This is a genomic window from Mycoplana rhizolycopersici (genome assembly GCF_013378445.1).
Classification (GTDB): Bacteria; Pseudomonadota; Alphaproteobacteria; order Rhizobiales; family Rhizobiaceae; genus Mycoplana; species Mycoplana rhizolycopersici.
Window position 1 is genome coordinate 201,461 of record NZ_JABXYK010000002.1, and the last position, 21,931, is coordinate 223,391.

Annotated in this window: 25 protein-coding genes; 16 read left to right on the forward strand and 9 right to left on the reverse strand. The window is 63.6% G+C overall.

Going from position 1 to position 21,931, the window contains the following annotated elements; all coding sequences use genetic code 11:
- Positions 1 to 2: 2 nt before the first annotated feature.
- The 5 genes from ygfZ to HV823_RS03455 all read right to left on the reverse strand — a co-directional run bounded on the left by ygfZ (position 3) and on the right by HV823_RS03455 (position 3,020).
- Positions 3 to 845 (reverse strand): CAF17-like 4Fe-4S cluster assembly/insertion protein YgfZ, encoded by an 843-nt coding sequence (gene ygfZ / locus HV823_RS03435; RefSeq protein WP_176948674.1) that lies wholly within the window; start codon positions 843 to 845, stop codon positions 3 to 5.
- Positions 846 to 979: 134 nt separating this feature from the next.
- Positions 980 to 1,762 (reverse strand): hypothetical protein, encoded by a 783-nt coding sequence (locus HV823_RS03440; protein ID WP_176948343.1) that lies wholly within the window; start codon positions 1,760 to 1,762, stop codon positions 980 to 982.
- Between the two features lie 17 nt (positions 1,763 to 1,779).
- On the reverse strand, positions 1,780 to 2,049 hold the full coding sequence (locus HV823_RS03445; protein ID WP_176948344.1) for a hypothetical protein: 270 nt from the start codon (positions 2,047 to 2,049) through the stop codon (positions 1,780 to 1,782).
- Between the two features lie 93 nt (positions 2,050 to 2,142).
- On the reverse strand, positions 2,143 to 2,571 hold the full coding sequence (locus HV823_RS03450) for a TIGR02301 family protein (protein WP_176948345.1): 429 nt from the start codon (positions 2,569 to 2,571) through the stop codon (positions 2,143 to 2,145).
- A gap of 5 nt (positions 2,572 to 2,576) precedes the next feature.
- Complete coding sequence (locus HV823_RS03455; RefSeq protein WP_176948346.1) at positions 2,577 to 3,020, reverse strand: NUDIX hydrolase; 444 nt, start codon at positions 3,018 to 3,020, stop codon at positions 2,577 to 2,579.
- Between the two features lie 170 nt (positions 3,021 to 3,190).
- On the opposite strand from HV823_RS03455, the gene HV823_RS03460 reads away from it, so the two are divergent.
- Positions 3,191 to 3,961 (forward strand): SOS response-associated peptidase, encoded by a 771-nt coding sequence (locus HV823_RS03460; protein ID WP_176948347.1) that lies wholly within the window; start codon positions 3,191 to 3,193, stop codon positions 3,959 to 3,961.
- Positions 3,962 to 4,060: 99 nt separating this feature from the next.
- Here HV823_RS03460 and HV823_RS03465 read toward each other — a convergent pair whose 3' ends face one another.
- On the reverse strand, positions 4,061 to 4,240 hold the full coding sequence (locus HV823_RS03465; protein WP_097139187.1) for a hypothetical protein: 180 nt from the start codon (positions 4,238 to 4,240) through the stop codon (positions 4,061 to 4,063).
- Positions 4,241 to 4,448: 208 nt separating this feature from the next.
- Complete coding sequence (locus HV823_RS03470; RefSeq protein WP_176948348.1) at positions 4,449 to 4,595, reverse strand: hypothetical protein; 147 nt, start codon at positions 4,593 to 4,595, stop codon at positions 4,449 to 4,451.
- Positions 4,596 to 4,995: 400 nt separating this feature from the next.
- On the opposite strand from HV823_RS03470, the gene cysS reads away from it, so the two are divergent.
- The 9 genes from cysS to rarD all read left to right on the forward strand — a co-directional run bounded on the left by cysS (position 4,996) and on the right by rarD (position 11,952).
- The gene (gene cysS, locus HV823_RS03475) at positions 4,996 to 6,432 is read left to right on the forward strand and encodes a cysteine--tRNA ligase (RefSeq protein ID WP_176948349.1); all 1,437 of its coding nucleotides are present in this window, start codon (positions 4,996 to 4,998) and stop codon (positions 6,430 to 6,432) included.
- A gap of 64 nt (positions 6,433 to 6,496) precedes the next feature.
- Complete coding sequence (locus HV823_RS03480; protein ID WP_176948350.1) at positions 6,497 to 6,775, forward strand: antitoxin; 279 nt, start codon at positions 6,497 to 6,499, stop codon at positions 6,773 to 6,775.
- A 14-nt stretch (positions 6,776 to 6,789) separates the two neighbouring features.
- Complete coding sequence (locus tag HV823_RS03485) at positions 6,790 to 7,197, forward strand: type II toxin-antitoxin system VapC family toxin (RefSeq protein ID WP_176948675.1); 408 nt, start codon at positions 6,790 to 6,792, stop codon at positions 7,195 to 7,197.
- A complete protein-coding gene (locus HV823_RS03490; protein WP_176948351.1) occupies positions 7,194 to 7,676 on the forward strand; it encodes a GFA family protein in 483 nt (160 codons plus the stop codon). The genes HV823_RS03485 and HV823_RS03490 overlap by 4 nt, the downstream gene beginning before the upstream one ends.
- The gene (locus HV823_RS03495) at positions 7,673 to 8,167 is read left to right on the forward strand and encodes a GFA family protein (RefSeq protein ID WP_176948352.1); all 495 of its coding nucleotides are present in this window, start codon (positions 7,673 to 7,675) and stop codon (positions 8,165 to 8,167) included. The genes HV823_RS03490 and HV823_RS03495 overlap by 4 nt, the downstream gene beginning before the upstream one ends.
- A gap of 2 nt (positions 8,168 to 8,169) precedes the next feature.
- Positions 8,170 to 8,646, forward strand: a complete 477-nt coding sequence (locus HV823_RS03500; RefSeq protein ID WP_176948353.1) for a GFA family protein — start codon at positions 8,170 to 8,172, stop codon at positions 8,644 to 8,646.
- Between the two features lie 152 nt (positions 8,647 to 8,798).
- Positions 8,799 to 10,415, forward strand: a complete 1,617-nt coding sequence (cimA, locus tag HV823_RS03505; protein ID WP_176948354.1) for a citramalate synthase — start codon at positions 8,799 to 8,801, stop codon at positions 10,413 to 10,415.
- A gap of 25 nt (positions 10,416 to 10,440) precedes the next feature.
- Positions 10,441 to 10,872 carry a hypothetical protein gene (locus HV823_RS03510; RefSeq protein ID WP_176948355.1) on the forward strand — a complete coding sequence of 144 codons (432 nt, stop codon included), beginning with the start codon at positions 10,441 to 10,443 and terminating at the stop codon, positions 10,870 to 10,872.
- Positions 10,873 to 11,001: 129 nt separating this feature from the next.
- Positions 11,002 to 11,952 (forward strand): EamA family transporter RarD, encoded by a 951-nt coding sequence (rarD, locus tag HV823_RS03515; RefSeq protein WP_176948356.1) that lies wholly within the window; start codon positions 11,002 to 11,004, stop codon positions 11,950 to 11,952.
- Between the two features lie 39 nt (positions 11,953 to 11,991).
- Here rarD and HV823_RS03520 read toward each other — a convergent pair whose 3' ends face one another.
- Complete coding sequence (locus tag HV823_RS03520; protein WP_176948357.1) at positions 11,992 to 12,612, reverse strand: LOG family protein; 621 nt, start codon at positions 12,610 to 12,612, stop codon at positions 11,992 to 11,994.
- A gap of 155 nt (positions 12,613 to 12,767) precedes the next feature.
- On the opposite strand from HV823_RS03520, the gene HV823_RS03525 reads away from it, so the two are divergent.
- Together HV823_RS03525 and HV823_RS03530 are read left to right on the forward strand one after the other, a co-directional pair.
- Positions 12,768 to 14,906, forward strand: coding sequence for a LysM peptidoglycan-binding domain-containing protein (locus HV823_RS03525; protein ID WP_176948358.1), 2,139 nt, complete (start codon positions 12,768 to 12,770; stop codon positions 14,904 to 14,906).
- Between the two features lie 138 nt (positions 14,907 to 15,044).
- Positions 15,045 to 16,934, forward strand: coding sequence for an ABCB family ABC transporter ATP-binding protein/permease (locus HV823_RS03530; RefSeq protein ID WP_176948359.1), 1,890 nt, complete (start codon positions 15,045 to 15,047; stop codon positions 16,932 to 16,934).
- Between the two features lie 61 nt (positions 16,935 to 16,995).
- Here the strand turns inward: HV823_RS03530 and HV823_RS03535 are convergent, their stop codons facing one another.
- Positions 16,996 to 17,691: an extensin family protein gene (locus HV823_RS03535; RefSeq protein ID WP_176948360.1), complete on the reverse strand. Its 696-nt coding sequence runs from the start codon at positions 17,689 to 17,691 to the stop codon at positions 16,996 to 16,998.
- Positions 17,692 to 17,907: 216 nt separating this feature from the next.
- Between HV823_RS03535 and HV823_RS03540 the strand changes: the two genes are divergently transcribed.
- From HV823_RS03540 to HV823_RS03555, 4 genes are all read left to right on the forward strand, one after another.
- Positions 17,908 to 18,606 (forward strand): phosphatidylserine decarboxylase, encoded by a 699-nt coding sequence (locus HV823_RS03540; RefSeq protein WP_176948361.1) that lies wholly within the window; start codon positions 17,908 to 17,910, stop codon positions 18,604 to 18,606.
- 88 nt (positions 18,607 to 18,694) lie between these two features.
- Positions 18,695 to 19,549 carry a CDP-diacylglycerol--serine O-phosphatidyltransferase gene (pssA, locus tag HV823_RS03545; RefSeq protein WP_176948362.1) on the forward strand — a complete coding sequence of 285 codons (855 nt, stop codon included), beginning with the start codon at positions 18,695 to 18,697 and terminating at the stop codon, positions 19,547 to 19,549.
- 173 nt (positions 19,550 to 19,722) lie between these two features.
- On the forward strand, positions 19,723 to 20,172 hold the full coding sequence (locus tag HV823_RS03550) for a MarR family winged helix-turn-helix transcriptional regulator (protein WP_176948363.1): 450 nt from the start codon (positions 19,723 to 19,725) through the stop codon (positions 20,170 to 20,172).
- Positions 20,173 to 20,354: 182 nt separating this feature from the next.
- Positions 20,355 to 21,923: an MFS transporter gene (locus HV823_RS03555; protein WP_425487637.1), complete on the forward strand. Its 1,569-nt coding sequence runs from the start codon at positions 20,355 to 20,357 to the stop codon at positions 21,921 to 21,923.
- Positions 21,924 to 21,931 lie beyond the last annotated feature (8 nt).

Consider the following 21,931-nt stretch of genomic DNA (forward strand, 5'->3'; position numbering starts at 1 on the left):
GCTCATTGTGGCCGCACCTCGGCGCTGTCTTGCGGAAAAGCGAGCCCGGTCCATTCCGGCAGGCGCACGCTTATCGCGACGTCGCCGGCAAGGATAGCCGAACCCGCGCGCATGGCGTCGGCGGCGCGGTCGATGCGGATGATGGCAAGGCCGTCGCGGCCGGAGACGGTGCCGAGCGTGCCGATCGGCTTGCCTTCGGCGCTGATGGGAGTGCCCGTCGGCGGCAGCGCCGTATCGGCCTGCACGATCACCGGACGACGCCTTGCCGTGCTGCGGTGCTGCATCCGCGATACGACCTCCTGGCCGACATAGCAGCCCTTGCGGAACGACAGGCCGCCGGAGAGATCGAGCAAGACGTCGTGCGGAAACGCATCGGAAAGTGGGTAGTCCGGGCCTGATTCGACGATGCCGCAGGCGATTCGCAACGCGTCGTAGGCTGCCGTCGCCTCGTTGCCGTCACCGCCGGGTGCGCGAAGCACCTGCACGCCGGCCACCGCGAAACGACCGTCGATGACACCTTCGCCATCCTGATCCCAGGAAACCGTCGTGCGCGTCTCGTCCAGGGCCGTCAGGGTCACGGCGGCGCGCAGCTTGTACATGGTCAGCCGCTTGACGAGCGCGTCGCGCTGTTCCTGCGTCGTCTCCAGGATGAAGCCGCCGCCAGGGGCGCGGCTTACGAGGAAGTCGAAAAGGATCTTGCCCTGCGGGGTCAAAAGCGCGCCAGCGCGCGCCTCGCCGGCCGGCAGGGAGGGCAGGTCGGTCGTGATGAGCCCTTGCAGCAATTCTTCTGCATCGGCGCCGGCGATGGCGATATAGGCGCGTCCGGTGAGCGTTACGGCAGGCATGGTCATGTCCAATGGTCAGGCGGCGCATGGATTGCGCCGGAGGCTGTCTTTGGAAACAGAGGTAGAACGCCGGACCCGGCTGTGCAAGTCCCGCCGGGCGCCTGCCGGCGGCCGGCGTAAGGGGACGAGGGAAATCAGTCGCCTGCGACGAAGAACTTCCACTGGCCATCCGGCGAAATGCCGGCCCGGTAGAAATTGTAGCCGCCGAATTCCTGCATGTCGGCGAAATCGCCCGCAGTCACGATGCGCAGCAGCTCTACCTTTTCCGGCGGCGAAAGCGTGTCCAGCGACTTCTCCACGAAGTAGGGCCAGACATAGGTCTCGTTCGGCGTGCCGGCATCGACGCGCACGAATCCGGTTGCCAGCACGTCGAGCAGGATGGCGAGGATCTCGACCCCTTCCGAATCGCCGGACAGTCCGCGCAGCGTCGTTACCGGATCGCTGTCGCCGTCCACCACCGAGACCTGGGTCTGCGTCGGCCCCTTGCCGAGCAGGGGGCGCAGCCGTTCGATATCGCCCGATGCCGCTGCCTCGACGATCAGTTCCCGCATGCGCCGGACAGGCTCTGGCACCTTTTCGATGTCATAGAGGACCTCGACCGGCGTTTCAGGCTGTGTCGCCTGATCTTCTTCGGGAGGTTCTGCCGTGTCCTTCGTTGCCGAATCGCGCCTTATCAGCGGATCGGGCATCGGCAATTGAAGCGGTTCGCTCTGTTCGGAGTCCGGTTCGGCCTCGGCCGGCGGCTGCTCGGACGCTGGCTGCTCCGACTGCTCTTGCTGTGGCGGCTGACCGGGAATCTGCTGCAATTCGCTGAGTGCGAACGCATTTGTACCGAAGACGCCGGCAACCGCCAGGGAAAGCGAGACGGCGAACACGCTGCCGCGAAGCAGCCTGATGCGGTCGGACAAGCTGGGCATTTCCTGGTCTTTCCGCTTTATTGAAGCGTCCGTTCCGGGGAAAACTCACCGGCAAGCATGCGCTCGCGCAGGGATGTGAGCATGGCCTCAGCGCCGTCTTCGCCTAGGAGGCGAATCGTTTCGCGCATGGCGAGCGCGATCGCGGCGTCGGCGATGATCTCCGGCTCGATGCCGTCGGCCATGCCATCCGCCCAGGCTTCGTTCTGGTATTCCAGCGCGGCCTGCATCTTCTCGTGTACGATCATCTCGTCGATATCGTTGAGGCTTGGTTCCATCATGTGATCCATGCGAGGCATCTACTTCTTTACCAGACTGTTAACAAGCTTAGCAGCCTTTTATCAAAACGACACGGGTGCGGCAGAAAAGAGGTTAATTATCCTCTAATTTCCGAATCGCGCGGTAATTTCTGTCGCAAGTGTTGCACCTTCGATACGGTAGCGTTCTTCTGCGACAACTGCCTGATCCGTGCAAGAGGAGTAGACCGAGGCAAACGAGCGATATCCCCGGTTGAATGCCGCCGTAAGGCGCTCCTTCCTATAAGCTTCGCTTCCCGCCTCCATCGAGATCAGGTCCTCCATGGCCTTGCGCCAGCTGTCTTCGCCGTCCTTGAGGCACAGATTGCGCAGGTAGTGGACCGCTCCGAGGATTTCCGACAACCGCTCCAGCCGCCCGTCATAGAGTGCGGGCTTGTTCTCGGCCGGCGGTGCCGCGGTCTTCGTTGCGGGCGCTGCCGGTGCGGCCGTTTGCGCAGCGGCCGGACAGGCGGCCGCGAGAGTGACCAAAAAAACAAGGCGGGCGACAGGCGACATGTGTCTCACCTCAAGCCGCTGACGTGGCGCGGCAGCGGCACGTCGCCGCGATCGCGATCGGCCTCGAGCCGGCGGATGCAGTCGCGCACGCTCTCGGGCGCCGGCAGGTTGTCGATCTCAGCTGCGGTAAACCAGCCGAGGTCAGCCGCATCGTCGGCGGCGACCGCAATCGCCATGCGATCGGCCTCGACGCGGAAGACGGACAGGAAGTAGTGGCTACCGGTCGATCTGCTGTCGAGGTCGTAGGTTGCATAGAGCCTCGGATGACGGGCGACGATGCCGGTTTCCTCGGCAAACTCCCGCAGCGCCGTCTCTTCGGGCGTCTCGCCCGGCTCCGCCCGCCCGCCAGGAAACGCATACATGTCGGCTGCTGGCGGATTGCGCCGCAGGACCAGCAGGTAGCGCCCGTCGCGTTCGAGAATGGCAGAGGAGGCGGCTTGGGCTGTCATCGGCGGTTCCGATTCTTCATCGTGCCTTTATAGGTGTTCGGCGGGATTTGATCCATAGATGCTCCGGCAAAGGCAAAGCCGTGCGTTGAAAACGCAAGCTTGGCCATCTATCTCGAATGAGGTGCGCGCAGGTTTTACCTGGCGGCACCGGTTACTCGGAGGCGGCCATCATGTGCGGACGATTTGCTTTGACGGAGCCTTCCGCCCGACTGAAGGAGTTTCTGGACGTCGTCGAGGTGGAGGAATTTCCGCCACGCTACAATATCGCCCCGACCCAGCCGATCCTGATCGTGGTGGCGGGCGAGCGGCAGCAACCGGGCAGCAACCTGCCGGAACGCAAGGCGATGCTGGTGCGGTGGGGGTTTACGCCGTCCTGGGTCAAGGATCCGCGCGAATTCCCGCTTCTGATCAATGCCCGTGCCGAGACTGCGATCGGCAAGGCATCCTTCCGCGCCGCCATGCGCCATCGCCGCATCCTCGTGCCCGCCACCGGCTTTTACGAGTGGCGCCGGCCGCCCAAGGGGGCGAAGGAAAAGTCGCAGGCCTACTGGATCCGTCCGCGCAAGGGCAGCCTGGTCGCCTTTGCCGGGCTGATGGAGACCTGGTCTTCCGCCGACGGTTCGGAGGTCGACACCGGCGCCATCCTCACGACGGCCGCCAATCGTGCCATCGGCCGCATTCACGACCGCATGCCCGTCGTCATCAAGCAGGAGGATTTTGCCCGCTGGCTCGACTGCAAGACGCAGGAACCGCGGGAGGTCGCCGATCTGTTCGCGCCGGTCGAGGACGACTTTTTCGAGACTGTTCCGGTTTCGGACCGCGTCAACAAGGTCGTGAATACGGATCCGGATATCCAGTCGCGCGTCGAGGAAGCGGCTCCGCTTCCGCTTCCGAAGGCAAAACCGGCCGACGATGACGACGGCCAGCTCTCATTGCTTTAGTTTGCAAGCGCTCTACTCTGGATCAGGAGCGCGTACCGGCCTCGGGCGAACCGCGCGGAACCGTTAGCTCCGCGCGGTCGCTCCCTCTCCGGTCCGCCTTCACGCTTCCATATGCTTGAGGCCGGCTGGCAATTCACCCTTGTTCTTGTTGCCCTGCGGTTTGCGCTGGCTGGCTGCGGCAAGCACGGCCTTCAGGCCCAGCGGCCTGTACTGGTCCTCGAGCTTCTCCGTCTTGCGGTCGCGCGGCGAAGTTGAACGCTTCGCACCTTCAGTAAACATTCTTTGCTCCCATTAACATTTCCGTTACGCCTAAGTTGAATGATTGGTCATCTCGGCGTTGAGGTGGTTGTATCCAATAATCTTGGTCAAATTCTGCCGAAAACTCGATTTATCTTTGTCTTGTCATGTTCATGTTTTGTTAATAATTGTTAATATGTTTACAATATAGGGCCGTTCATGTGCCGCGGATGCGACATTTAGTCATATTTCAGGCGTTCGGTACACTTGCATCGCGTCGGCGGGCCTTCAATTGCAGGGCGGCCGCGATGACGGCCTTGAGGCCCAGCGGACGGTAGCGTTCGACGAGATCGGTGCCGGTGGCCGGCTTCTTCTGCTGGGGCGTCTGCTTGTTCATGGTCTTTCTCCTTGGTCGCTGCTGGCGAACTTGCCGTGTCCTTGTTTTCGCATGGTGGTCATCCGTCCGATGTCACCCCGGAAACACGTTAGCCCGCTTGAGGATTTCGATTTCGTCATGGCCCTCTCATGCGGCAAAGATGACGAATTGGCGGCGGCGCGAAGGTCGCGCCGAAAAGTACACAGGAGAAAATGATTTCCCCGCATGGGCTTGCGGTGCGGCCCCCCTTGACCGTCGGAGTTTCCGGCGCGATAAAGCAGGCCATGAAAACGGTACTCTGCATTATTTGCCGGAGCATTATTCGCTAGCTTCACCGCTGGCTTGGCCGTTTTCGTCTCCTGAAATCCCCAGATGACAAACGGGCCGGGCCAGCCGGACGCTTGCCCTTGGGAGAATTTCGATGGCCGATAGACCGGCTCTGACCCTCTACAACACGCTGACACGGTCGAAGGCGCCGTTTGTGCCGATCGATGCCGAAAATGTGCGCATGTATGTCTGCGGGCCGACCGTGTACGACTTTGCCCATATCGGCAATGCCCGTCCCGTCATCGTCTTCGACGTGCTCTACCGGATGCTGCGGCATGTCTATGGCGAAGCGCAGGTGACCTATGTGCGCAACATCACCGACGTCGACGACAAGATCAACGCGCGTGCGTTGCGCGACTTCGGCAAGGATATCGACGCCGGCACGGTCACGTTGAACGAGGCAATCCGCCGCGTGACGGAGAAGACCGCGAACCAGTTTCATTCGGACGTTGCAGCCCTTGGCACACTGCCGCCGACGCACGAGCCGCGCGCCACCGAGTTCGTGCAGAAACGGCAGGACGGCCGCGCGGACATGATCACGCTGATCGAACGGCTGATCGCGCGCGGCCATGCCTATCAGGCGGGCGGGGAGGTGCTGTTCGATACCTCCTGGTCCGGATACGGCGAACTCTCCAAGCGCAATCTCGACGAACAGCAGGCCGGCGCCCGCGTCGCCGTCGACAGCCACAAGAAGAACCCGGGCGACTTCGTGCTCTGGAAGCTGTCGTCGCCGGAAGAGCCCGGCTGGGACAGTCCGTGGGGCAGGGGGCGGCCGGGTTGGCACATCGAGTGCTCGGCCATGTCGGCCGCCTATCTCGGCGAGACCTTCGACATCCACGGCGGCGGTCTCGACCTGATCTTTCCGCATCACGAGAACGAGATCGCCCAGTCGCGCTGCGCCCATGGCACGAAGGTGATGGCGAACGTGTGGATGCACAACGGCTTCGTGCAGGTTGAGGGCCGCAAGATGTCGAAGTCGGAGGGCAACTTCGTCACCATCCACGGCCTGCTGGCGACCGAGACCTTCGGCGGCCGCAAATGGCCCGGCGAGGTGCTGCGGCTTGCCATGCTGATGACGCACTACCGCGAGCCGATCGACTTTTCGGTGAAGCGACTGGAGGAGGCGGAGCGGCTGCTCGCCAAGTGGCCCGCCGGAAACACCGGCGAGGCGGGCGAAGGGACGGTCGATCCGGCCGTGCTCGCGGCATTGGCCGACGATCTCAACACGGTCGCAGCCGTTCAGGCGCTGCACGCGCTGGCCCACAAGGCGGCCAACGATCCGGCGGCTGCGGCATCGTTCCAGGCGAGTGCGGCACTGCTCGGGGTAAGTCCGAAAAAGGTCGAGATTTCAGAGGCCCTGGAGGCGGGCGTTGATTCGATCATTCAGCTTCGCCTGGAGATGCTGAAGGCCAAGAACTTCGCCGGGGCCGACAAGATCCGTGACGATCTTCTCGCCAAAGGCATCCAGCTCAAGGACGGCAAGGACCCGGCGACCGGCGAGCGCGTGACGACCTGGGAGGTGAAGAGGTGAGGTTTGCGGCCAGGTCTCTATTGGCATATGCTGAGGCATAGGCCAGCTGGCAATGGAGGCTGCGATGAATGTCGTGCGTGTCGAAAAGAACACCGGCCAGGAAACAGGTGAAAGGGTCGTCAAGCTATTTCGCAACGGCCGCAACCAGGCTGTGCGTATTCCTGTGGAGTTTGAGCTGCCGGGCGACGAGGCCGTCATCCGCAGGGACGGCGACCGCCTGATCATCGAGCCGAAACAAAAGAAGAGTGATCTCCTGGAGTGGCTCTCCACGCTTGAGCCGATCGACGAGGATTTTCCCGATCTCGACGAGAGCCTGTTGCCGAACCGGGATGTCGATCTGTGACTGAGGCGCGCTACATGCTTGATACGAATACGGTCTCCCATCTTTTCAAGCGCCCTCAGGGAGCTGTGGCGCAGCGCATTGCCGAGGTCGGAAAGGACAATATCTGTGTGAGCGTCGTCGTCGCCGCCGAGATGCGCTACGGCAGCTGCAAGAAGAACTCGGTTCGCCTCTCCGCCGCGGTCGAAGAGTATCTGGCGCGCGTCGAAGTTGTCCCCTTCGGTCCGCCGGCAGACGAGGCCTATGCAGACATTCGCCTGTCGCTGGAGGGGCGCGGCACGCCGATCAGTCCTAACGACATGCTGATCGCCGCCCATGCGATTTCGCTCGGCATGACACTGGTAACGGACAATATGCGTGAGTTTACCCGCATCGAAGGACTGACAATGGAAAATTGGGTCCAAAGCGACGAGCTCACACCATGACCGCCCCCCTCCATACCGGCGGCTGCCAGTGCGGCGCGGTCCGGTTCAGCGTTCACGGCGCGCTGACGGACAGCTCGATCTGTCATTGCCGCATGTGCCAGAAGGCCTTCGGCGCCTACTATGCGCCGCTGGTGTCCACGCGCGGCGCCGAGCTCTCCTGGACGCGGGGAGAGCCGAAGCGGTTTCGTTCGTCGAATTTTGTGCTGCGCGGCTTTTGCGCCGATTGCGGAACGCCGTTGACCTACGAGGCGCCGGACGGGGTCGCGATCGCAGCCGGCGCCTTCGACGACCCCTCGCTGCTGCCGCCGGTGGTGCAGTTCGGCACCGAGGCGAAGGTGCCCTTCGTCGATGCCCTGCATACGCTGCCGGGGCATGCGACGGAGGAGGATGCGCAAGCGGCGCCGTTCGTGCTCGAGATCGTCTCCTACCAGCATCCCGACCACGACACCGAGACATGGCCTCCGGAGCAGCGCCGATGAGCATCGCGCGGATCTATACGGGCGGCTGCCAGTGCGGGGCGGTGCGCTACCGCGCCGAGGGCACGCTCGACGATCCGCACCTGTGCCATTGCCGCATGTGCCAGAAGGCGGCGGGCAACTATTTTCTGCCGCTCGCCAATGCCGCGCGCGCGACGTTCCGCGTCACCCGCGGTGCGCCCGGCTGGTTCCAGTCGTCAGAGCATGTGTACCGCGGCTTCTGTCGCGACTGCGGCACGCCGCTCTTCTACGACATGCCCAAGGAGCGCTTTATCAACATCGTACTCGGCTCGCTCGACGATCCGGAGGACGTGCGCCCGCATGCGCAGTCTGGCGTCGAGTCTCGCATGTTCTGGTTTTCCCAGCTCGCCCGCCTGCCTGAGACGGAGACCGATGCGGCCGGACCGGCCGGACGCGAGCGCCACATCGCCATCCTTGAATCGAACCGCCAGCATCCGGACTACGACACGGATCACTGGCCACCGGAGGAGTGACTATGACTGAGACCGTTCGAACCGGCGGGTGCCAGTGCGGCGCCGTCCGCTTCCGCATCCACGGCGCCCTCGGGCGTCCGTCGATATGCCATTGCCGCATGTGCCAGAAGCAGTTCGGCGGCTTTTTCTCTGCCCTTGTCACCGCGCCGAAGGACGGGGTGGAGTGGACGCGCGAGGAACCCAGCTATTTCCAGTCGTCGGTGAATATCGGCCGTGGCTTCTGCAGGAATTGCGGCACGCCCATGACCTACCGACATCCCGGCGGGCTGGAGATCGCGATCGGCACCTTCGACGATCGCACCGATCTCGCGCCGCAGATCCAGGTGAACTATGCGTCCCGTCTGCCCTGGGTCGAGACCATCTTCGATCAGCCGGTGCATGACGATCAGGACTATTATTCGCGTCAGGAGAAGATCATCTCCTTCCAGCACCCCGATCACGAGACCGACCACTGGCCCGCGCACGGGCTGAAGATTTGAAGCTTGTGTGAAAGCGCAGGCGGGAATTGCCCCCACGCATCCTGACCTTCTCCCCGTCAACAGCAAGAGGGGACGAAGGCGGTGCGGCAGGTGATCGGCAGGCCGGGTGAGGGCCACAAGACGAAAGATCGTTCCCAGGGAGGGAACAGGCAATGAAGAAAGAACGCATCTACCTCTTCGACACGACGCTGCGCGACGGCCAGCAGACGCCGGGCGTGGATTTTTCGGTCGAGGACAAGATCGCGATCGCGGCGATGCTGGACGAATTCGGCCTCGACTATGTCGAGGGCGGCTATCCCGGCGCCAATCCGACCGACACCGCCTTCTTTTCCCGCAGGCGCACGGAGAACGCCCGCTTCGTCGCCTTCGGCATGACCAAGCGTCCCGGCGTTTCGGCCTCCAACGATCCGGGGCTGGCGGCCCTGATCGCGGCGTCGAGCGATGCGGTCTGTCTTGTCGCCAAGAGTTGGGACTATCATGTCCGCGTCGCGCTCGGCTGTACCAACGAGGAGAACCTCGAAGCGATCGCCGCCTCCGTGAAGGCCGTCAATGCGGCCGGCAAGGAGGCGATGGTCGATTGCGAGCATTTCTTCGACGGCTACAAGGGCAATCCCGAATATGCGCTCGCCTGCGCGAGGGCCGCCTACGATGCCGGCGCGCGCTGGGTGGTCCTCTGCGATACCAATGGCGGCACGCAGCCTCCGGAAATCCGCGAGATCGTAAAGGCGGTCATCGCCGCCGGCATTCCCGGCGCCAACCTCGGCATCCACGCGCACAACGACACCGGGCAGGCGGTTGCCAATTCCCTGGCTGCCGTGGACGCGGGCGTGCGCCAGATCCAGGGAACGCTGAACGGCATCGGAGAGCGCTGCGGCAACGCCAACCTCGTCACCCTCATCCCGACGCTCGTGCTGAAGGAGAGCTACAGCAGCCGTTTCGAGGTCGCGATCGACGACGAGCGCCTGCAGGGATTGACGCGCCTGTCGCACCAGTTCGACGAGCTTCTGAACCGCTCTCCCGATCACCAGATGCCTTATGTCGGCGCTTCGGCCTTCGCCACCAAGGCGGGTATCCATGCTTCGGCCCTTCTGAAGGACCCGCGGACCTATGAGCACGTGCCGCCCGAAAGCGTGGGCAACCTGCGCAAGGTCATGGTGTCCGACCAGGGCGGTAAGGCGAACTTCATCAACGCCCTGAAGCTGCGCGGCATCACGGTGTCCAAGGACGATCCGAAACTCGATCGGCTGATCGAGATCGTCAAGGAACGGGAAGCGACCGGATACGCCTATGAGGGGGCCGATGCGAGCTTCGCATTGCTTGCCTGCCGCACGCTCGGCTCGATCCCGGACTTCTTCCACGTCGAGAGTTTTCGCGTGATGGTCGAGCGGCGCTATGATGCCAACGGCAATCTAAAGACGGTTTCCGAGGCGGTGGTCAGGGTGCTGGTCGACGGCGAGACGATGATGTCGGTCGCCGAAGGGCACGGGCCGGTCAATGCGCTGGACCTGGCGCTTCGCAAGGATCTCGGCAAGTATCAGAGCGAAATCGGCGATCTCGAGCTTGCGGACTACAAGGTGCGCATTCTCAACGGCGGCACGGAAGCCATTACGCGCGTCCTCATCGAATCGACCGACGGCACGGGCGCGCGCTGGTGGACGGTCGGCGTTTCCGACAATATCATCGATGCGTCCTTCCAGGCCTTGATGGACAGCATCGTCTACAAGCTCTTGAAGAATCGGGGCGAGGCCGGGCGCATCGCCGCGGAATGATGACCGGCAGCCAAGGAATGAAAGCATGAGGATGATGAAGAAGCTGGCGATGGTGGTGATCGCGGCGGGGATCTCGGGGCTTTTGCTCGTGCTGCTCGGACAGGTGTCTCCCGCAGTCGAGGAGGTGCTCTACGGCAAGCCTCTGCGGTTTGATCCCGATGACGGGCTCGCGGTGCTGATGGTGGCGACGATCCTCGCACCCGGCGCGCTGACGGCCTGGCTTGCCGAGTTGCTTGCCGAAAGCCGGCTGGGCAGCCCCGCGCGCGCCCTATCGGTTCTCGTCTGCAATGGTCTCGTCACTGGGGCCCTGTTCGGGCTGTTTGCGACGCTCGACGATTACTTCACCACACCGGGGCTGGAGCCGACCTACGCGCTCATGGGCGCTGCCGCAGGCGCGGTCTGCGGCGTCATCCAATGGTCCATCTTGGCGCGGATGGCGACGCGCGGCGGGGCATGAAGCTTCCCTGATAGATCCTTCAAGGAAATGAATTGGTACATTCGTCGCCGTTCGACTAGGAGGTTCCTGCACGAAGGTGCGTGGAGCGCGCGTTGTCGCCCGCGCCGGTGAGGAGCAGGATCCAGCATCATGGACGAAAAGATCAGCACGCCAGCGGCGGCGAACGGCGATTCGTTGCAGGGGTTTCTCTTCGCACTGACGGCCTATCTGCTCTGGGGTTTTCTGCCCTTCTTCATGAAGGCGGTGGCGCATATTCCTTCGATGGAAGTGGTCGCGCACCGCATCCTGTGGTCGGTGCCGATCGCCGGCATGGTGCTCGTCGTGCTCGGCCGCACGTCGGAGGTCCGCACGGCCCTGCGTACGCCACGCATGCTGGCGATGGCCTGCCTGACGGCGGCGCTGGTTACCGTGAACTGGGGTATCTATGTCTGGGCGATCGGGGCAGGGCGCGCTATCGAGACGGCGCTCGGCTACTATATAAATCCCCTCTTTTCCATCTTTCTGGGCGCGGTGCTGCTGAAGGAAAAGCTTACCCGGGCACAGATCATCGCAATCGCCCTGGCGGCGGTGGCCGTTGCCGTGCTGGCCATCGAGGCCGGAGGCCTGCCCTGGGTCTCGCTTACCCTTTGCATTTCCTGGGGCTTCTACGCCTTCTTCCGCAAGACGTTGCCGATCGGCCCCAATCAGGGCTTCTTTCTGGAAGTGCTGCTGCTGAGCGTTCCTGCGGTCGGCTACATCATCTGGCTCGAAACGACGGGCAGTGGTCATTTCGGGGATACAGGGATGGCCGATCTGCTGCTGTTGCTGGCAAGCGGCGTGATAACCGCGGTGCCGCTGATGGTCTATGCCAACGGCGCCAAGCTCCTGAAGCTGTCGACGATCGGCATCATGCAGTACATTGCGCCGACGATGATCTTCATCATCGCTATTTTCATCTTCCACGAACCATTCGGTCATGCCCAGATGCTGGCCTTCGGGCTGATCTGGGTAGCACTCTTCGTCTATTCGGGATCGATGCTGCGGACCGCCCGCGCACAGCGCGCGCAGGCTATGAAGGCGGTGCCCAAGCCGGCGCAATGATCTGGCGCACCGGGGGCGTTGCGGTGAAACGGCGCACGGCTAAAGCCGCGCGACGATACCTGCCTCGCCTTCGCGGTCGACGGTGTTCGACCAGTGCTCGATGAGGGCTGGAACGATGTGGTCGGCCTCGTCCACGACGATCGGCTGAACGAGATGGGCGGCATGTACGAAGCCGGCCTCGGCCATGTGGCGGATCAGCTTCAGCATCGGATCCCAGAAGCCGCCGATATTGGCGAACACGATCGGCTTGCGGTGGCGGCCGAGCTGCGCCCAGGTCATCACCTCGACGATTTCCTCCAGCGTGCCGATGCCGCCCGGAAGAGCGACGAAGGCATCCGCACGCTCGAACATCTTGTGCTTGCGCTCGTGCATGTCGGCTGTGATGATCAATTCGGAGAGCTGGCCGAGAGAGTGGCGCGTGGCCTCCATGTCGACGAGGAATTGCGGTATAATACCGGTGACCCGGCCACCTGCGGACAGGACCCCGCTGGCGACGGCGCCCATGATCCCCTTGGTGCCCCCGCCGTAGACGAGGCGAAGGTGATTCGCGGCAATCGAGCGCCCGAGCGAGCGACCGGCATTGATGTAGGCGGAATCGCGGCCCGGCTGGGATCCGCAATAGACGCATATGGCTCTGATCGGCATGGTTTCTTCGTTCATGGTCCGATTGAGCCATCCCTGACCCGCGATGGTCAAGAAAAATGACGAAAAAGGCGCGCCGCCGCGATGCGAGAGTGCCGCAAGCTTGTGCAAACCCTCGGAAATCGCTAGCAATTTAGCAGATTAAGCGGCGCTCAGCCTGGAGACAGTGAAATATGAAGCACAAGACCGGCCTCGTTGCATTGGGGGTACTGGCGGCAGCCACGGCGCTGATGGTGTTCTTCGTCCTTCCGAACCTCGAAAAGGACAAGGCGCCCGAAGCGACGCAGGACGCTGCACAGACCACGGCACCGGCAGCCGAAACCGGGTCCGCCGCAACGACGATGACCGACGCCAAGGGTGCGCGCAGCGACGCTGCCGCAGGCGAAGCTGCGACAGGCGAGGCCGCTGCAACCGCAGCCGGCCAGGCAGCGCCGCAGGCAGGCGCCGGCGGTCCGGCCTCAGCGTGGCAGACGCCGTCCTTTGACGTGTTGCGCGTGGAGCCGGATGGCTCCACCGTGATCGCCGGCCGCGCGGAACCCAACAAAACGCTGCAGATCCTGAATGGCCAGACTGTGGTTGCGACGACCGCTGTCGGCCCCTCCGGCGAGTTTGCTGCAGTCTTCGACAAGCCGCTGGCCGTCGGCGACCACGAACTGACCCTGCGCATCCTGGGTGATGGCGGTGCCGCCAAAACCTCCGAGGAGGTCGCGACCGTCTCGATCCCGAAGGACAGCAGCGGCGAGTTGCTGGCGATGGTCGCCAAGCCCGGCGAGGCGAGCCGCCTGATTACCGTTCCCGACGCAACGCAGGATGCAGGGCAGGCGACTGCCGCTCCAGCAGCGGCCGGTGCATCCGAGACAGAGACTGAGACCGCGGCCGTCGGCCAGCCGGGTGACGCAGCCACTGCGGCAAATGGCGCTTCGCAGTCGGAAACGGGTGCAACTGCTGGGCTGCAGCCGAACGTTCGCATCTCCGCCGTCGAACTCGAGGGCGACAAGATGTTCGTGGCGGGCAGCTCGCGGGCCGGTGCGCTGGTGCGCATCTATGCCAACGACAAGCTGCTGGGCGAGATCAAGGCCGATCCGCAGGGCCGCTTCGTGGTTGATGGCGTCCTGCCGCTTCCGGTCGGCCGCCACGTGATCCGCGCCGACGTGATGAGCGAAGATGCCTCCAAGGTCGAACTGCGGGCATCGGTCCCCTTCGATCGTCCCGAAGGCGAGCAGGTGGCCGTCGTGGCGCAGGAGCCGGCAACGGATGGCGCCGCTCCGACCCTCGGCCTGATCGACGCCGGTTCGTTCGACAAGCTCCGTGCGGAGGCGAACAAGGCGGTGGCGCTTTTGACCGGCCTTTACGCCAACGGCGCGGTTCCGACCGCCGAACAACTCGCTGCGGCACGCTCGGCAACCGAGATCGCGCTGCAGTCGCTTTCGGAGTACAAGACGCCGGCCGGCAGCGCTGGCGAGGCGATCGCTGCCCGAACGGCTGCGGTTGCCGCCGAAGTGCTGGCGAAACTGAAGACGTTGCCCGCCGATGCCGCAACCGTCGGCAAGGCGATCGGTCAGATCGAGACGGCGGTGAAGGACGCGCTGACGCCGGCCACCAATGGCCAGGTCGCCGAACAGGCGCCGGCGCCGACAGTCGATGTCGGCGCTCTGGAAAACCGCGTACTCGATCTTTCCCGCCGGTTCACCGACCTGCTGGCCGACGCCGGTGCGACGCCTGAAAGGATCGCTGCCGCCCGCGTCGAACTGGAAGGTGCTCTCGGCCAGGTCGTCGGCTATGCGGCGCCGACCGGTATCGATGCCGCAAGGCTGGCGCTCGTCGACAAGCTGAAGCTGTGGGCGCGGTCCGTGGTCGAGGCACTGTCGTCCGTGCCGGCCGATGCGCCTAAGACGGCCTATGCAGGTGCGCTTGCGAGCTTGAAGGCGGCGCCGGAAGCGTTGTTGTCGTCCACCGACGTTGCCGCTGCCGGCACTGGCCAGCCGGCCGCCGCGCAGTCCGGTATTGCGACCGACGCCGCTCAGGCGGTCGGTCAGGAGCAGGCGTCGGCCGGCCAGCCGCAGACGATCGAGCAGGCGCCGCTGAAGGAAAGCAAGAACTCGGTCATCATCCGCCGGGGCGACACGCTGTGGCAGATCGCCCGCCGCGTCTATGGCCAGGGCGTGCGTTATACGACGATCTACCTCGCCAACGAGGACCAGATCATCGATCCCGACCGCATCCTGCCCGGCCAGGTCTTCGGTGTTCCCGACAGCGCCATGCCGGAGACCGAGGCGGAGGAAATGCACCGCAAGCATGTGAAGGGCAACTGAGCTCCAGCTGCCTTTTCGCCGTCTGCAGCATTGCATCGCGCGGCTGACGGTCCTATCTCACCAATGCGGCGTCCAAATCGGGCGCCGCATTTTTTCTTGAATAGGTGAGCCGGCGGCGGCCGGCCTGCGGAGGCGCGCATGGCGGCCACGACGAAGAAGACGGTTTCGGCCGACAGCAGCAATCCTTACGGCACCCTGGTCAATCTGTGGCCGTATATGTGGCCTTCGGGAAGGCCTGACCTGAAGATGCGGGTGGTCTGGGCGACGGTGTTCCTGCTCGCCTCCAAGCTTGTCCTCCTGCTTGTGCCCTACTTCTTCAAGTGGGCGACCGATGCGCTGAACGGCCGGATGGACGCGGTCGATCTCCTGCCGTCGTTCCTGCTCGGCGCGGTCATGCTGGTGCTTGCCTACAATTTCGCCCGCATCCTCCAGGCCGGACTCAACCAGCTTCGCGACGCGCTCTTTGCCAGCGTCGGGCAATATGCGGTGCGCCAGCTCGCCTATCGCACGTTCGTCCACCTGCATCGCCTGTCGCTGCGCTTCCACCTCGAACGGCGCACCGGCGGCCTGTCGCGCGTCATCGAACGCGGCACCAAGGGCATCGAGACGATCGTCCGTTTCACGATCCTCAATTCCATTCCCACCATCATCGAATTTTTGCTGACCGCGATCGTCTTCTGGGCCGGCTACGGCTTCAGCTATCTTCTGGTGACCGCCGTCACCGTCGCGCTCTACATCTGGTTCACCGTGCGCGCCAGCGACTGGCGCATTTCCATCCGCCGCTCGATGAACGACAGTGACACGGAGGCCAACACCAAGGCGATCGACTCGCTTCTGAATTTCGAGACCGTCAAATACTTCGGCAACGAGGAGATGGAGGCGAAGCGCTTCGACCAGTCGATGGAGCGCTACGAGAAGGCGGCGACCCAGGTCTGGACATCGCTCGGCTGGCTGAACTTCGGCCAGGCGCTGATCTTCGGCATCGGTACGGCGGTCATGATGGTCATGTCGGCGCTGGCCGTCCAGCGCGGCGAACAGACGATCGGCGACTTCGTCTTCGTCAACGCCATGCTGATCCAGCTGGCGATCCCGCTGAATTTCATCGGCTTCGTCTATCGCGAGATCCGCCAGGGCCTCACCGACATCGAACAGATGTTCGATCTGCTGGAGGTCCAGGCCGAGGTGGAGGACGCCCCGGATGCGAAGCCGCTGCGTGCGGGTGCCGGTGCCATCGCCTTTCGCGACGTGCATTTCGCCTACGATCCCGCGCGCCCCATCCTGAAGGGCGTTTCCTTCGAGGTGCCGGCGGGCAAGACGGTCGCGATCGTCGGCCCGTCGGGAGCCGGGAAGTCGACCCTGTCGCGGCTTCTCTATCGCTTCTACGACGTCCAGCAGGGATCGGTCACCATCGACGGGCAGGACGTGCGCGAGGTGACGCAGAAATCGCTTCGCTCCGCGATCGGCATGGTGCCGCAGGATACCGTGCTCTTCAATGACACGATCGGCTACAATATTCGCTACGGCCGGCCCGCTGCGACCGAGGAAGAGGTGAGGGCTGCTGCCGACATTGCCCAGATCAGCGGCTTCATCGATCACCTGCCGGGCGGTTTCAAGGCCATGGTGGGCGAGCGCGGCCTGAAGCTCTCCGGCGGCGAGAAGCAGCGCGTGGCGATTGCCCGGACGATCCTGAAAAGCCCGCCCATCCTGATCCTCGACGAGGCGACCTCGGCGCTCGACACCCGGACGGAGCAGGAGATCCAGACGGCGCTTGATCTCGTTTCAAAGAACCGCACGACGCTGGTCATCGCCCACCGGCTTTCGACTGTGGTGGGCGCCGACGAGATCATCGTCCTGAAGGACGGTCTGATCGCCGAGCGCGGCACTCATGCCGATCTGATGCGCCAGACCGGCCTCTATGCGTCAATGTGGAGCCGCCAGCGCGAGGCGACCGAGGCGGAAGAGCATCTGAAGCAGGTGCGCGAGGCCGACGAGATGGGCGTGGTGATCCGCAAGGCGCCGGCAAACTGACGCCGGCGCCGGCAAGCATGGCGCGTTACGCCGCCGCACGCTCGGGCAACGGAACTCTGCGCTAGCTTACCAGTTCCGGCGCATGAACGATGCCTCGTTCGCTGGCGAGCGCGGCCTTTGCCACCGCCCGCAGAAATGCGAACCAGTTTTCGTTCTCGCTCAGGCTGCCGATGCCGAGCTGACGGCGCACCCGGTTGAGCGCCTGCTCGGTCTCCGGCCCGAAGACCCCGTCTGCGCCGGCATCGCCGACGCTCTGGTTGAACAGTTTCGCAAGGGCATACTGGACGAAGATGACATGGCTGCGAGCGTCCCGCTTGAAACGCGGGGCCGTGCCGTTGTCGAAGTGCAGGTGGTCCTCGTGGGCTCTGTTGTAGTCGTGATTGAGCACGGTGCCGAAATGCAGTCGTAGCACGGCCTCGATCGCCAGATAGAGAAACGGCCGTTCGGGAAAGGTATTCGCCACCCATCGGGTGCCATCGGCAAAGATCAGGGCATCCAGGTCGAAGGCCCTGTTTTTGTAGTGATAGGAAGTGCCGCTTCCCTCCCGGCCGACGCCGCCGCTCCAGATCTGCGTGATGTCGAATTCTCCGGAAGCGAGCACGGTTTTCAGATCGTCGAAGCAGGCTGTACACTGCGCGAGAAAATTCGCATCGATATAGGGGCGCATCGGCACGGCCGTGCGGCCGTAGGAGTTACCGTTGAAACGGTCGTAATAGAGGGGCAGTCCTGAAATCCTGTCGACGCGGGTGAGTGCCATGATGTCCTCCTACTTTTGATTGTAAAATATATTAATACAACCAAAAGAAACTTTCGGCCACCGCCGTCTGGTGGCCAATATGGCCTTGGAAGTTGCATGGGTGCACCGTTCAGATGTGGATGCGGCCCTCAGAGGAAGGGCAACTTGCCCCGCCGCATTGCTCCCGCGCCGGTTTCGCGCTAGTTGCAGGGCACGTAAGAAGCGGAGAAGCATGGCATGAGTCTGGTCGATACGGTGCGTAACACGCTGGTTCCCGTCCATCGCGACGGGTGGAAGTTCGTTGCCGCCTTCTTCGTTGTGTCGTTGATCCTCGGCTTCCTGTGGGAGCCGTTGATGTGGATCGGCTTCATCCTGACGGTCTGGTGTGCCTATTTCTTCCGCGACCCCGAACGCGTGACGCCGCAGGATCCGGACCTCGTCATCAGCCCGGCAGACGGCCGCGTTTCTGCCATCGCCATGGTGACGCCGCCGCTCGAGCTGGAACTCGGCTCGGAGCCGATGCTGCGCATCTCCGTCTTCATGAACGTCTTCAACTGTCACGTGAACCGTTCGCCGATGCGCGGCAGCGTGCGCCGGATCGCCTATCGCGCCGGTCGCTTCCTCAATGCCGAACTTGACAAGGCCAGCCAGGAGAACGAGCGCAACGGTCTCGTCATCGATACCGCCCACGGCGAGATCGGCGTCGTCCAGATCGCCGGCCTCGTGGCGCGCCGCATCGTCTGCTGGACCTCGACCTTCGATCATCTGGAAGCCGGCGAGCGTTTCGGCCTGATCCGCTTCGGCTCGCGGCTCGACGTCTTCCTTCCGGCCGGCGCCGAGGCGCGTGTCTCCGTCGGGCAGACGGCGATCGCAGGCGAGACGGTGCTGGCAGAATTCGGCTCTGCCAAGGGGCCGACACTGGGGCGCCGGGGTTGACAGATCGAGGCGCGCGCACGATGTCGGATACGTTGATCCGTCGACGCCAGACGTCGTGCGCCCTGCCGCTCCAGCAAAGCGATACGAGATGAAGACGCCGTTTCACCCCTACGAGCCGAACGGACCCAATGATGAAGCCCGCGGGCCCCGCCTGCGGCAGATCCCGCTACGGGTCATCATTCCGAACCTCATCACGATCCTTGCGATTTGCGCCGGCCTGACCGGCATCCGCCTTGCCTTCGAGAACCGCTACGAACTCGCCGTCGCCATGGTGCTGCTGGCGGCTTTCCTCGACGGCATCGACGGGCGCGTCGCCCGCCTGCTCAAGGCGACGTCCAAGTTCGGCGTGCAGATGGATTCGCTGGCCGACATCGTCAATTTCGGCGTGGCGCCGGCGCTGGTGCTGTATGTCTTCGTGCTCGACCAGGCCCGTTCCATCGGCTGGATCGCCGCGCTGATTTTCGCCATCGCCGCGGGCCTGCGGCTGGCGCGATTCAACGTCATGGCGGAACGGGAGACCAAGGCGACCTGGCAATCGGAGTATTTCGTCGGCGTGCCGGCTCCGGCCGGCGCCATGCTCGTGCTCCTGCCCGTCTATGTCGGCTTCCTGGGGGTCGCCCCCAGCACGCCCTTCGCGCTGATCTCCTCGGCCTACACCGTCCTGATCGCCTTCCTGCTCGTCAGCCGCGTTCCGGTCTGGTCCGGCAAGTCCGAGGGTGGCCGCATTCGCAGGGATCTCGTCCTGCCCGTCATGCTCGTCGTCGTCTTCTACGTCGCGACGCTGATGAGCTTCACCTGGGAGACCATGGTGGTGACGGTTGCGCTTTATCTCGCGTCACTACCGTTCGGCGCGCGCGCCTGGTATCGCAAGTACGGCGGCTGGCCGTCGACCGATACGGCGGTGGAAAACCGGTTCGCCGGCGAGGACGACGACGAGCACTGAGGCTTCGCGCTTCCGCTTCGAGAAACCTGACCATTGGCGGATGTCCGGCTCGGCATGCAAATGCCGGGTATCAGCTTTGCGTTTCCACCTGATGCCATACCATTGAAAAGCGTCCCCCGCCGTGATAGTTAACATGCTAGTCGATAGTATGCTAATTATATACGAGCTATGAAATGTCCACCGCGAACCCCAATGATGTCATTCTCGAAGAACTCTCGCGCGCAGGGCGCAAGATGCGGGCTCTGTTTGACGCGCGGGTGAAGGAGAGGGGGCTGACGCTTTCGCGCGCACGTACCCTGCTGATCCTGTCGAAACGGCAGGGTTTGACGCAGCGCGAATTGGCAGAGGAACTGGATATCGAAACGCCGACGCTCGTCCGCCTTCTGGACGGCATGGAGAAGCAGGCCTTCATCGAACGCCGCAATGTGGACGGCGACCGCCGCGCCAAGCAGATCGTCATGACGGCCGGCGGCGAAATCGTTGCCCTCGAAATCCAGGAACTGGCGCATGAACTCAGGCGCGACCTCCTGAAGGGCGTCAGCGACGAGGACATGGCGACGACGCTCCGGGTCCTGCGCAATATCTCCGCCTGCGCGTCGACCTCCTGTCGGGAAAGCGTGTGACCATGCGCGCGGTTACCATCAACGACCAGGAGATCGGCAGCGGCGCGACTGCCGCTTCTACCCTACCCACACCAGCGAACGACGACGTTGCCGCGGCAGATCTCGTGGCGGCGCAGGAGACCGATTCCGAACCTGAGCTAGCCGCGCCGGTTCCGCCGGCCGCCGCCGCGCCGGTCCGGACAATGCCGGCCTTCGCCTATTTCGGCGCATCCACGCTGCTGGCGCTGGCTCAGGGCTTCGGGATGAACATGATTGCCGGCAACCTGCCGCAGTTCCAGGGCGCCTACAGCGCGACGCAGACGGAGGCCACCTGGCTGATCGCAGCCTATCTGGCGCCGAACGTCAGCCTCTCGGTCGCGCTCATCAAGGTTCGCCAGCAGTTCGGTATTCGCACTTTCGCGGAATGGAGCATCGGCGTCTTCGTGCTCGTGTCCATCCTGCATCTGTTCGTCACCGACCTGCAGTCGGCCATCGCCATCCGTTTCGTGGCCGGCATCGCCGCAGCACCGATGTCGGGCCTGGCCTTTCTCTACATGATCGAGAAAGTGTCACCCGAGCACAAGCTCACATATGGGCTCACGGCCGCGCTGACCAATATCGCGCTCATGCCGTCGCTGACGCGTGTCCTTTTTCCTGCCCTCTTCGATCTTGGCGGCGTGCACGCCCTCTATCTGTTCGAGCTCGGCCTCGCCATGATGGCATTCGGGGCGATCTATCTTCTGCCGCTTGCCTCCCCGCCGCGCGCGAAGGTGATCGAACCGCTCGATATCATCAGCTACCTGTTCGTGGCCGTCGGCTTCGGCGCGTTGGCCATCGTCCTGACGACGGGACGGCTTTACTGGTGGCTGGAAGCGCCCTGGATCGGAAAGGCGCTGGTCGTGTCGTTCGCCTGCCTTGCCGCGGCCGCCCTGATCGAGCTGAACCGAAAGCAGCCGTTCTTCGACATTCGCTGGCTTACGAGCCCGGAGATCGTGCATTTCACCTTGGTTTTGCTGCTGTTCCGCCTGCTTCTGACCGAGCAGACGGCTTCGGCCACCAATTTCTTCCTGATTCTCGGCCTGCAGGCCGACCAGCTGACCGGCCTCTATTCCGTGATCGCGGTCTCGACTGTGTTCGGCGGCTTGCTGTGCGCGCTCGTCATCAAGCCCGGGCGCGAGCCGCACATCCATCTGTTCTGCCTGTCCCTGATCGCGATCGGCGCGTTCATGGACAGCCGCGCCACCAACCTGACCAGGCCGCACGACATCTATCTCAGCCAGGGGATGATCGCGGTTGCCTCCGCCATGTTCCTGCCTCTCACCATGGGGCAGGGGCTTGCGAACGCGCTGAAGAAGGGGCCGAACTACATCTTCTCCTTCATCATCCTGTTCCTGGCCACACAGAGCCTCGGCGCGCAGATGGCGTCTGCCGCATTCGGCACGCTGATCACGCTGCGGGAGAAGTTCCACGCCAATGTGCTGGCGCAGGCCATCACGCTGACGGATCCCGTCGTCGCAAACCGTGTCAGCCAGCTTTCGGCCACTTACGGGCATACCCTGACCGACAGTGCGCTGCTCAAGGCCGAAGGCACCAATCTTCTGAGCCAGCAGATCACCCGCGAGGCGAACGTGCTCGCCTACAACGACGTCTTCCTGCTGATCTGTGTTCTTTCGGCGGGCGCGGCCCTTTGCCTGCTCGCCCACGTCACCTTCAACGCAATCAAGAACCGTATCCGGGACCGCCATGCCGCAGAAGCGCCGGTCGCCGCCTGAGTAAATGC

Bases quoted from the DNA above. Each gene is read 5' to 3' on its own strand.
- HV823_RS03540 (WP_176948361.1), top strand. From the start codon at position 17,908: ATGAGTCTGGTCGATACGGTGCGTAACACGCTGGTTCCCGTCCATCGC.
- HV823_RS03535 (WP_176948360.1), bottom strand. From the start codon at position 17,691: ATGGCACTCACCCGCGTCGACAGGATTTCAGGACTGCCCCTCTATTAC.
- HV823_RS03490 (WP_176948351.1), top strand. From the start codon at position 7,194: ATGACCGCCCCCCTCCATACCGGCGGCTGCCAGTGCGGCGCGGTCCGG.
- HV823_RS03510 (WP_176948355.1), top strand. From the start codon at position 10,441: ATGAGGATGATGAAGAAGCTGGCGATGGTGGTGATCGCGGCGGGGATC.
- HV823_RS03555 (WP_425487637.1), top strand. From the start codon at position 20,355: ATGCCGGCCTTCGCCTATTTCGGCGCATCCACGCTGCTGGCGCTGGCT.
- HV823_RS03530 (WP_176948359.1), top strand. From the start codon at position 15,045: ATGGCGGCCACGACGAAGAAGACGGTTTCGGCCGACAGCAGCAATCCT.
- HV823_RS03480 (WP_176948350.1), top strand. From the start codon at position 6,497: ATGAATGTCGTGCGTGTCGAAAAGAACACCGGCCAGGAAACAGGTGAA.
- cimA (WP_176948354.1), top strand. From the start codon at position 8,799: ATGAAGAAAGAACGCATCTACCTCTTCGACACGACGCTGCGCGACGGC.
- HV823_RS03520 (WP_176948357.1), bottom strand. From the start codon at position 12,612: ATGAACGAAGAAACCATGCCGATCAGAGCCATATGCGTCTATTGCGGA.
- ygfZ (WP_176948674.1), bottom strand. From the start codon at position 845: ATGCCTGCCGTAACGCTCACCGGACGCGCCTATATCGCCATCGCCGGC.
- cysS (WP_176948349.1), top strand. From the start codon at position 4,996: ATGGCCGATAGACCGGCTCTGACCCTCTACAACACGCTGACACGGTCG.
- HV823_RS03455 (WP_176948346.1), bottom strand. From the start codon at position 3,020: ATGACAGCCCAAGCCGCCTCCTCTGCCATTCTCGAACGCGACGGGCGC.
- HV823_RS03470 (WP_176948348.1), bottom strand. From the start codon at position 4,595: ATGAACAAGCAGACGCCCCAGCAGAAGAAGCCGGCCACCGGCACCGAT.
- HV823_RS03445 (WP_176948344.1), bottom strand. From the start codon at position 2,049: ATGGATCACATGATGGAACCAAGCCTCAACGATATCGACGAGATGATC.
- HV823_RS03465 (WP_097139187.1), bottom strand. From the start codon at position 4,240: ATGTTTACTGAAGGTGCGAAGCGTTCAACTTCGCCGCGCGACCGCAAG.
- HV823_RS03460 (WP_176948347.1), top strand. From the start codon at position 3,191: ATGTGCGGACGATTTGCTTTGACGGAGCCTTCCGCCCGACTGAAGGAG.
- HV823_RS03550 (WP_176948363.1), top strand. From the start codon at position 19,723: ATGTCCACCGCGAACCCCAATGATGTCATTCTCGAAGAACTCTCGCGC.
- HV823_RS03495 (WP_176948352.1), top strand. From the start codon at position 7,673: ATGAGCATCGCGCGGATCTATACGGGCGGCTGCCAGTGCGGGGCGGTG.
- HV823_RS03500 (WP_176948353.1), top strand. From the start codon at position 8,170: ATGACTGAGACCGTTCGAACCGGCGGGTGCCAGTGCGGCGCCGTCCGC.
- rarD (WP_176948356.1), top strand. From the start codon at position 11,002: ATGGACGAAAAGATCAGCACGCCAGCGGCGGCGAACGGCGATTCGTTG.
- HV823_RS03450 (WP_176948345.1), bottom strand. From the start codon at position 2,571: ATGTCGCCTGTCGCCCGCCTTGTTTTTTTGGTCACTCTCGCGGCCGCC.
- HV823_RS03485 (WP_176948675.1), top strand. From the start codon at position 6,790: ATGCTTGATACGAATACGGTCTCCCATCTTTTCAAGCGCCCTCAGGGA.
- pssA (WP_176948362.1), top strand. From the start codon at position 18,695: ATGAAGACGCCGTTTCACCCCTACGAGCCGAACGGACCCAATGATGAA.
- HV823_RS03525 (WP_176948358.1), top strand. From the start codon at position 12,768: ATGAAGCACAAGACCGGCCTCGTTGCATTGGGGGTACTGGCGGCAGCC.
- HV823_RS03440 (WP_176948343.1), bottom strand. From the start codon at position 1,762: ATGCCCAGCTTGTCCGACCGCATCAGGCTGCTTCGCGGCAGCGTGTTC.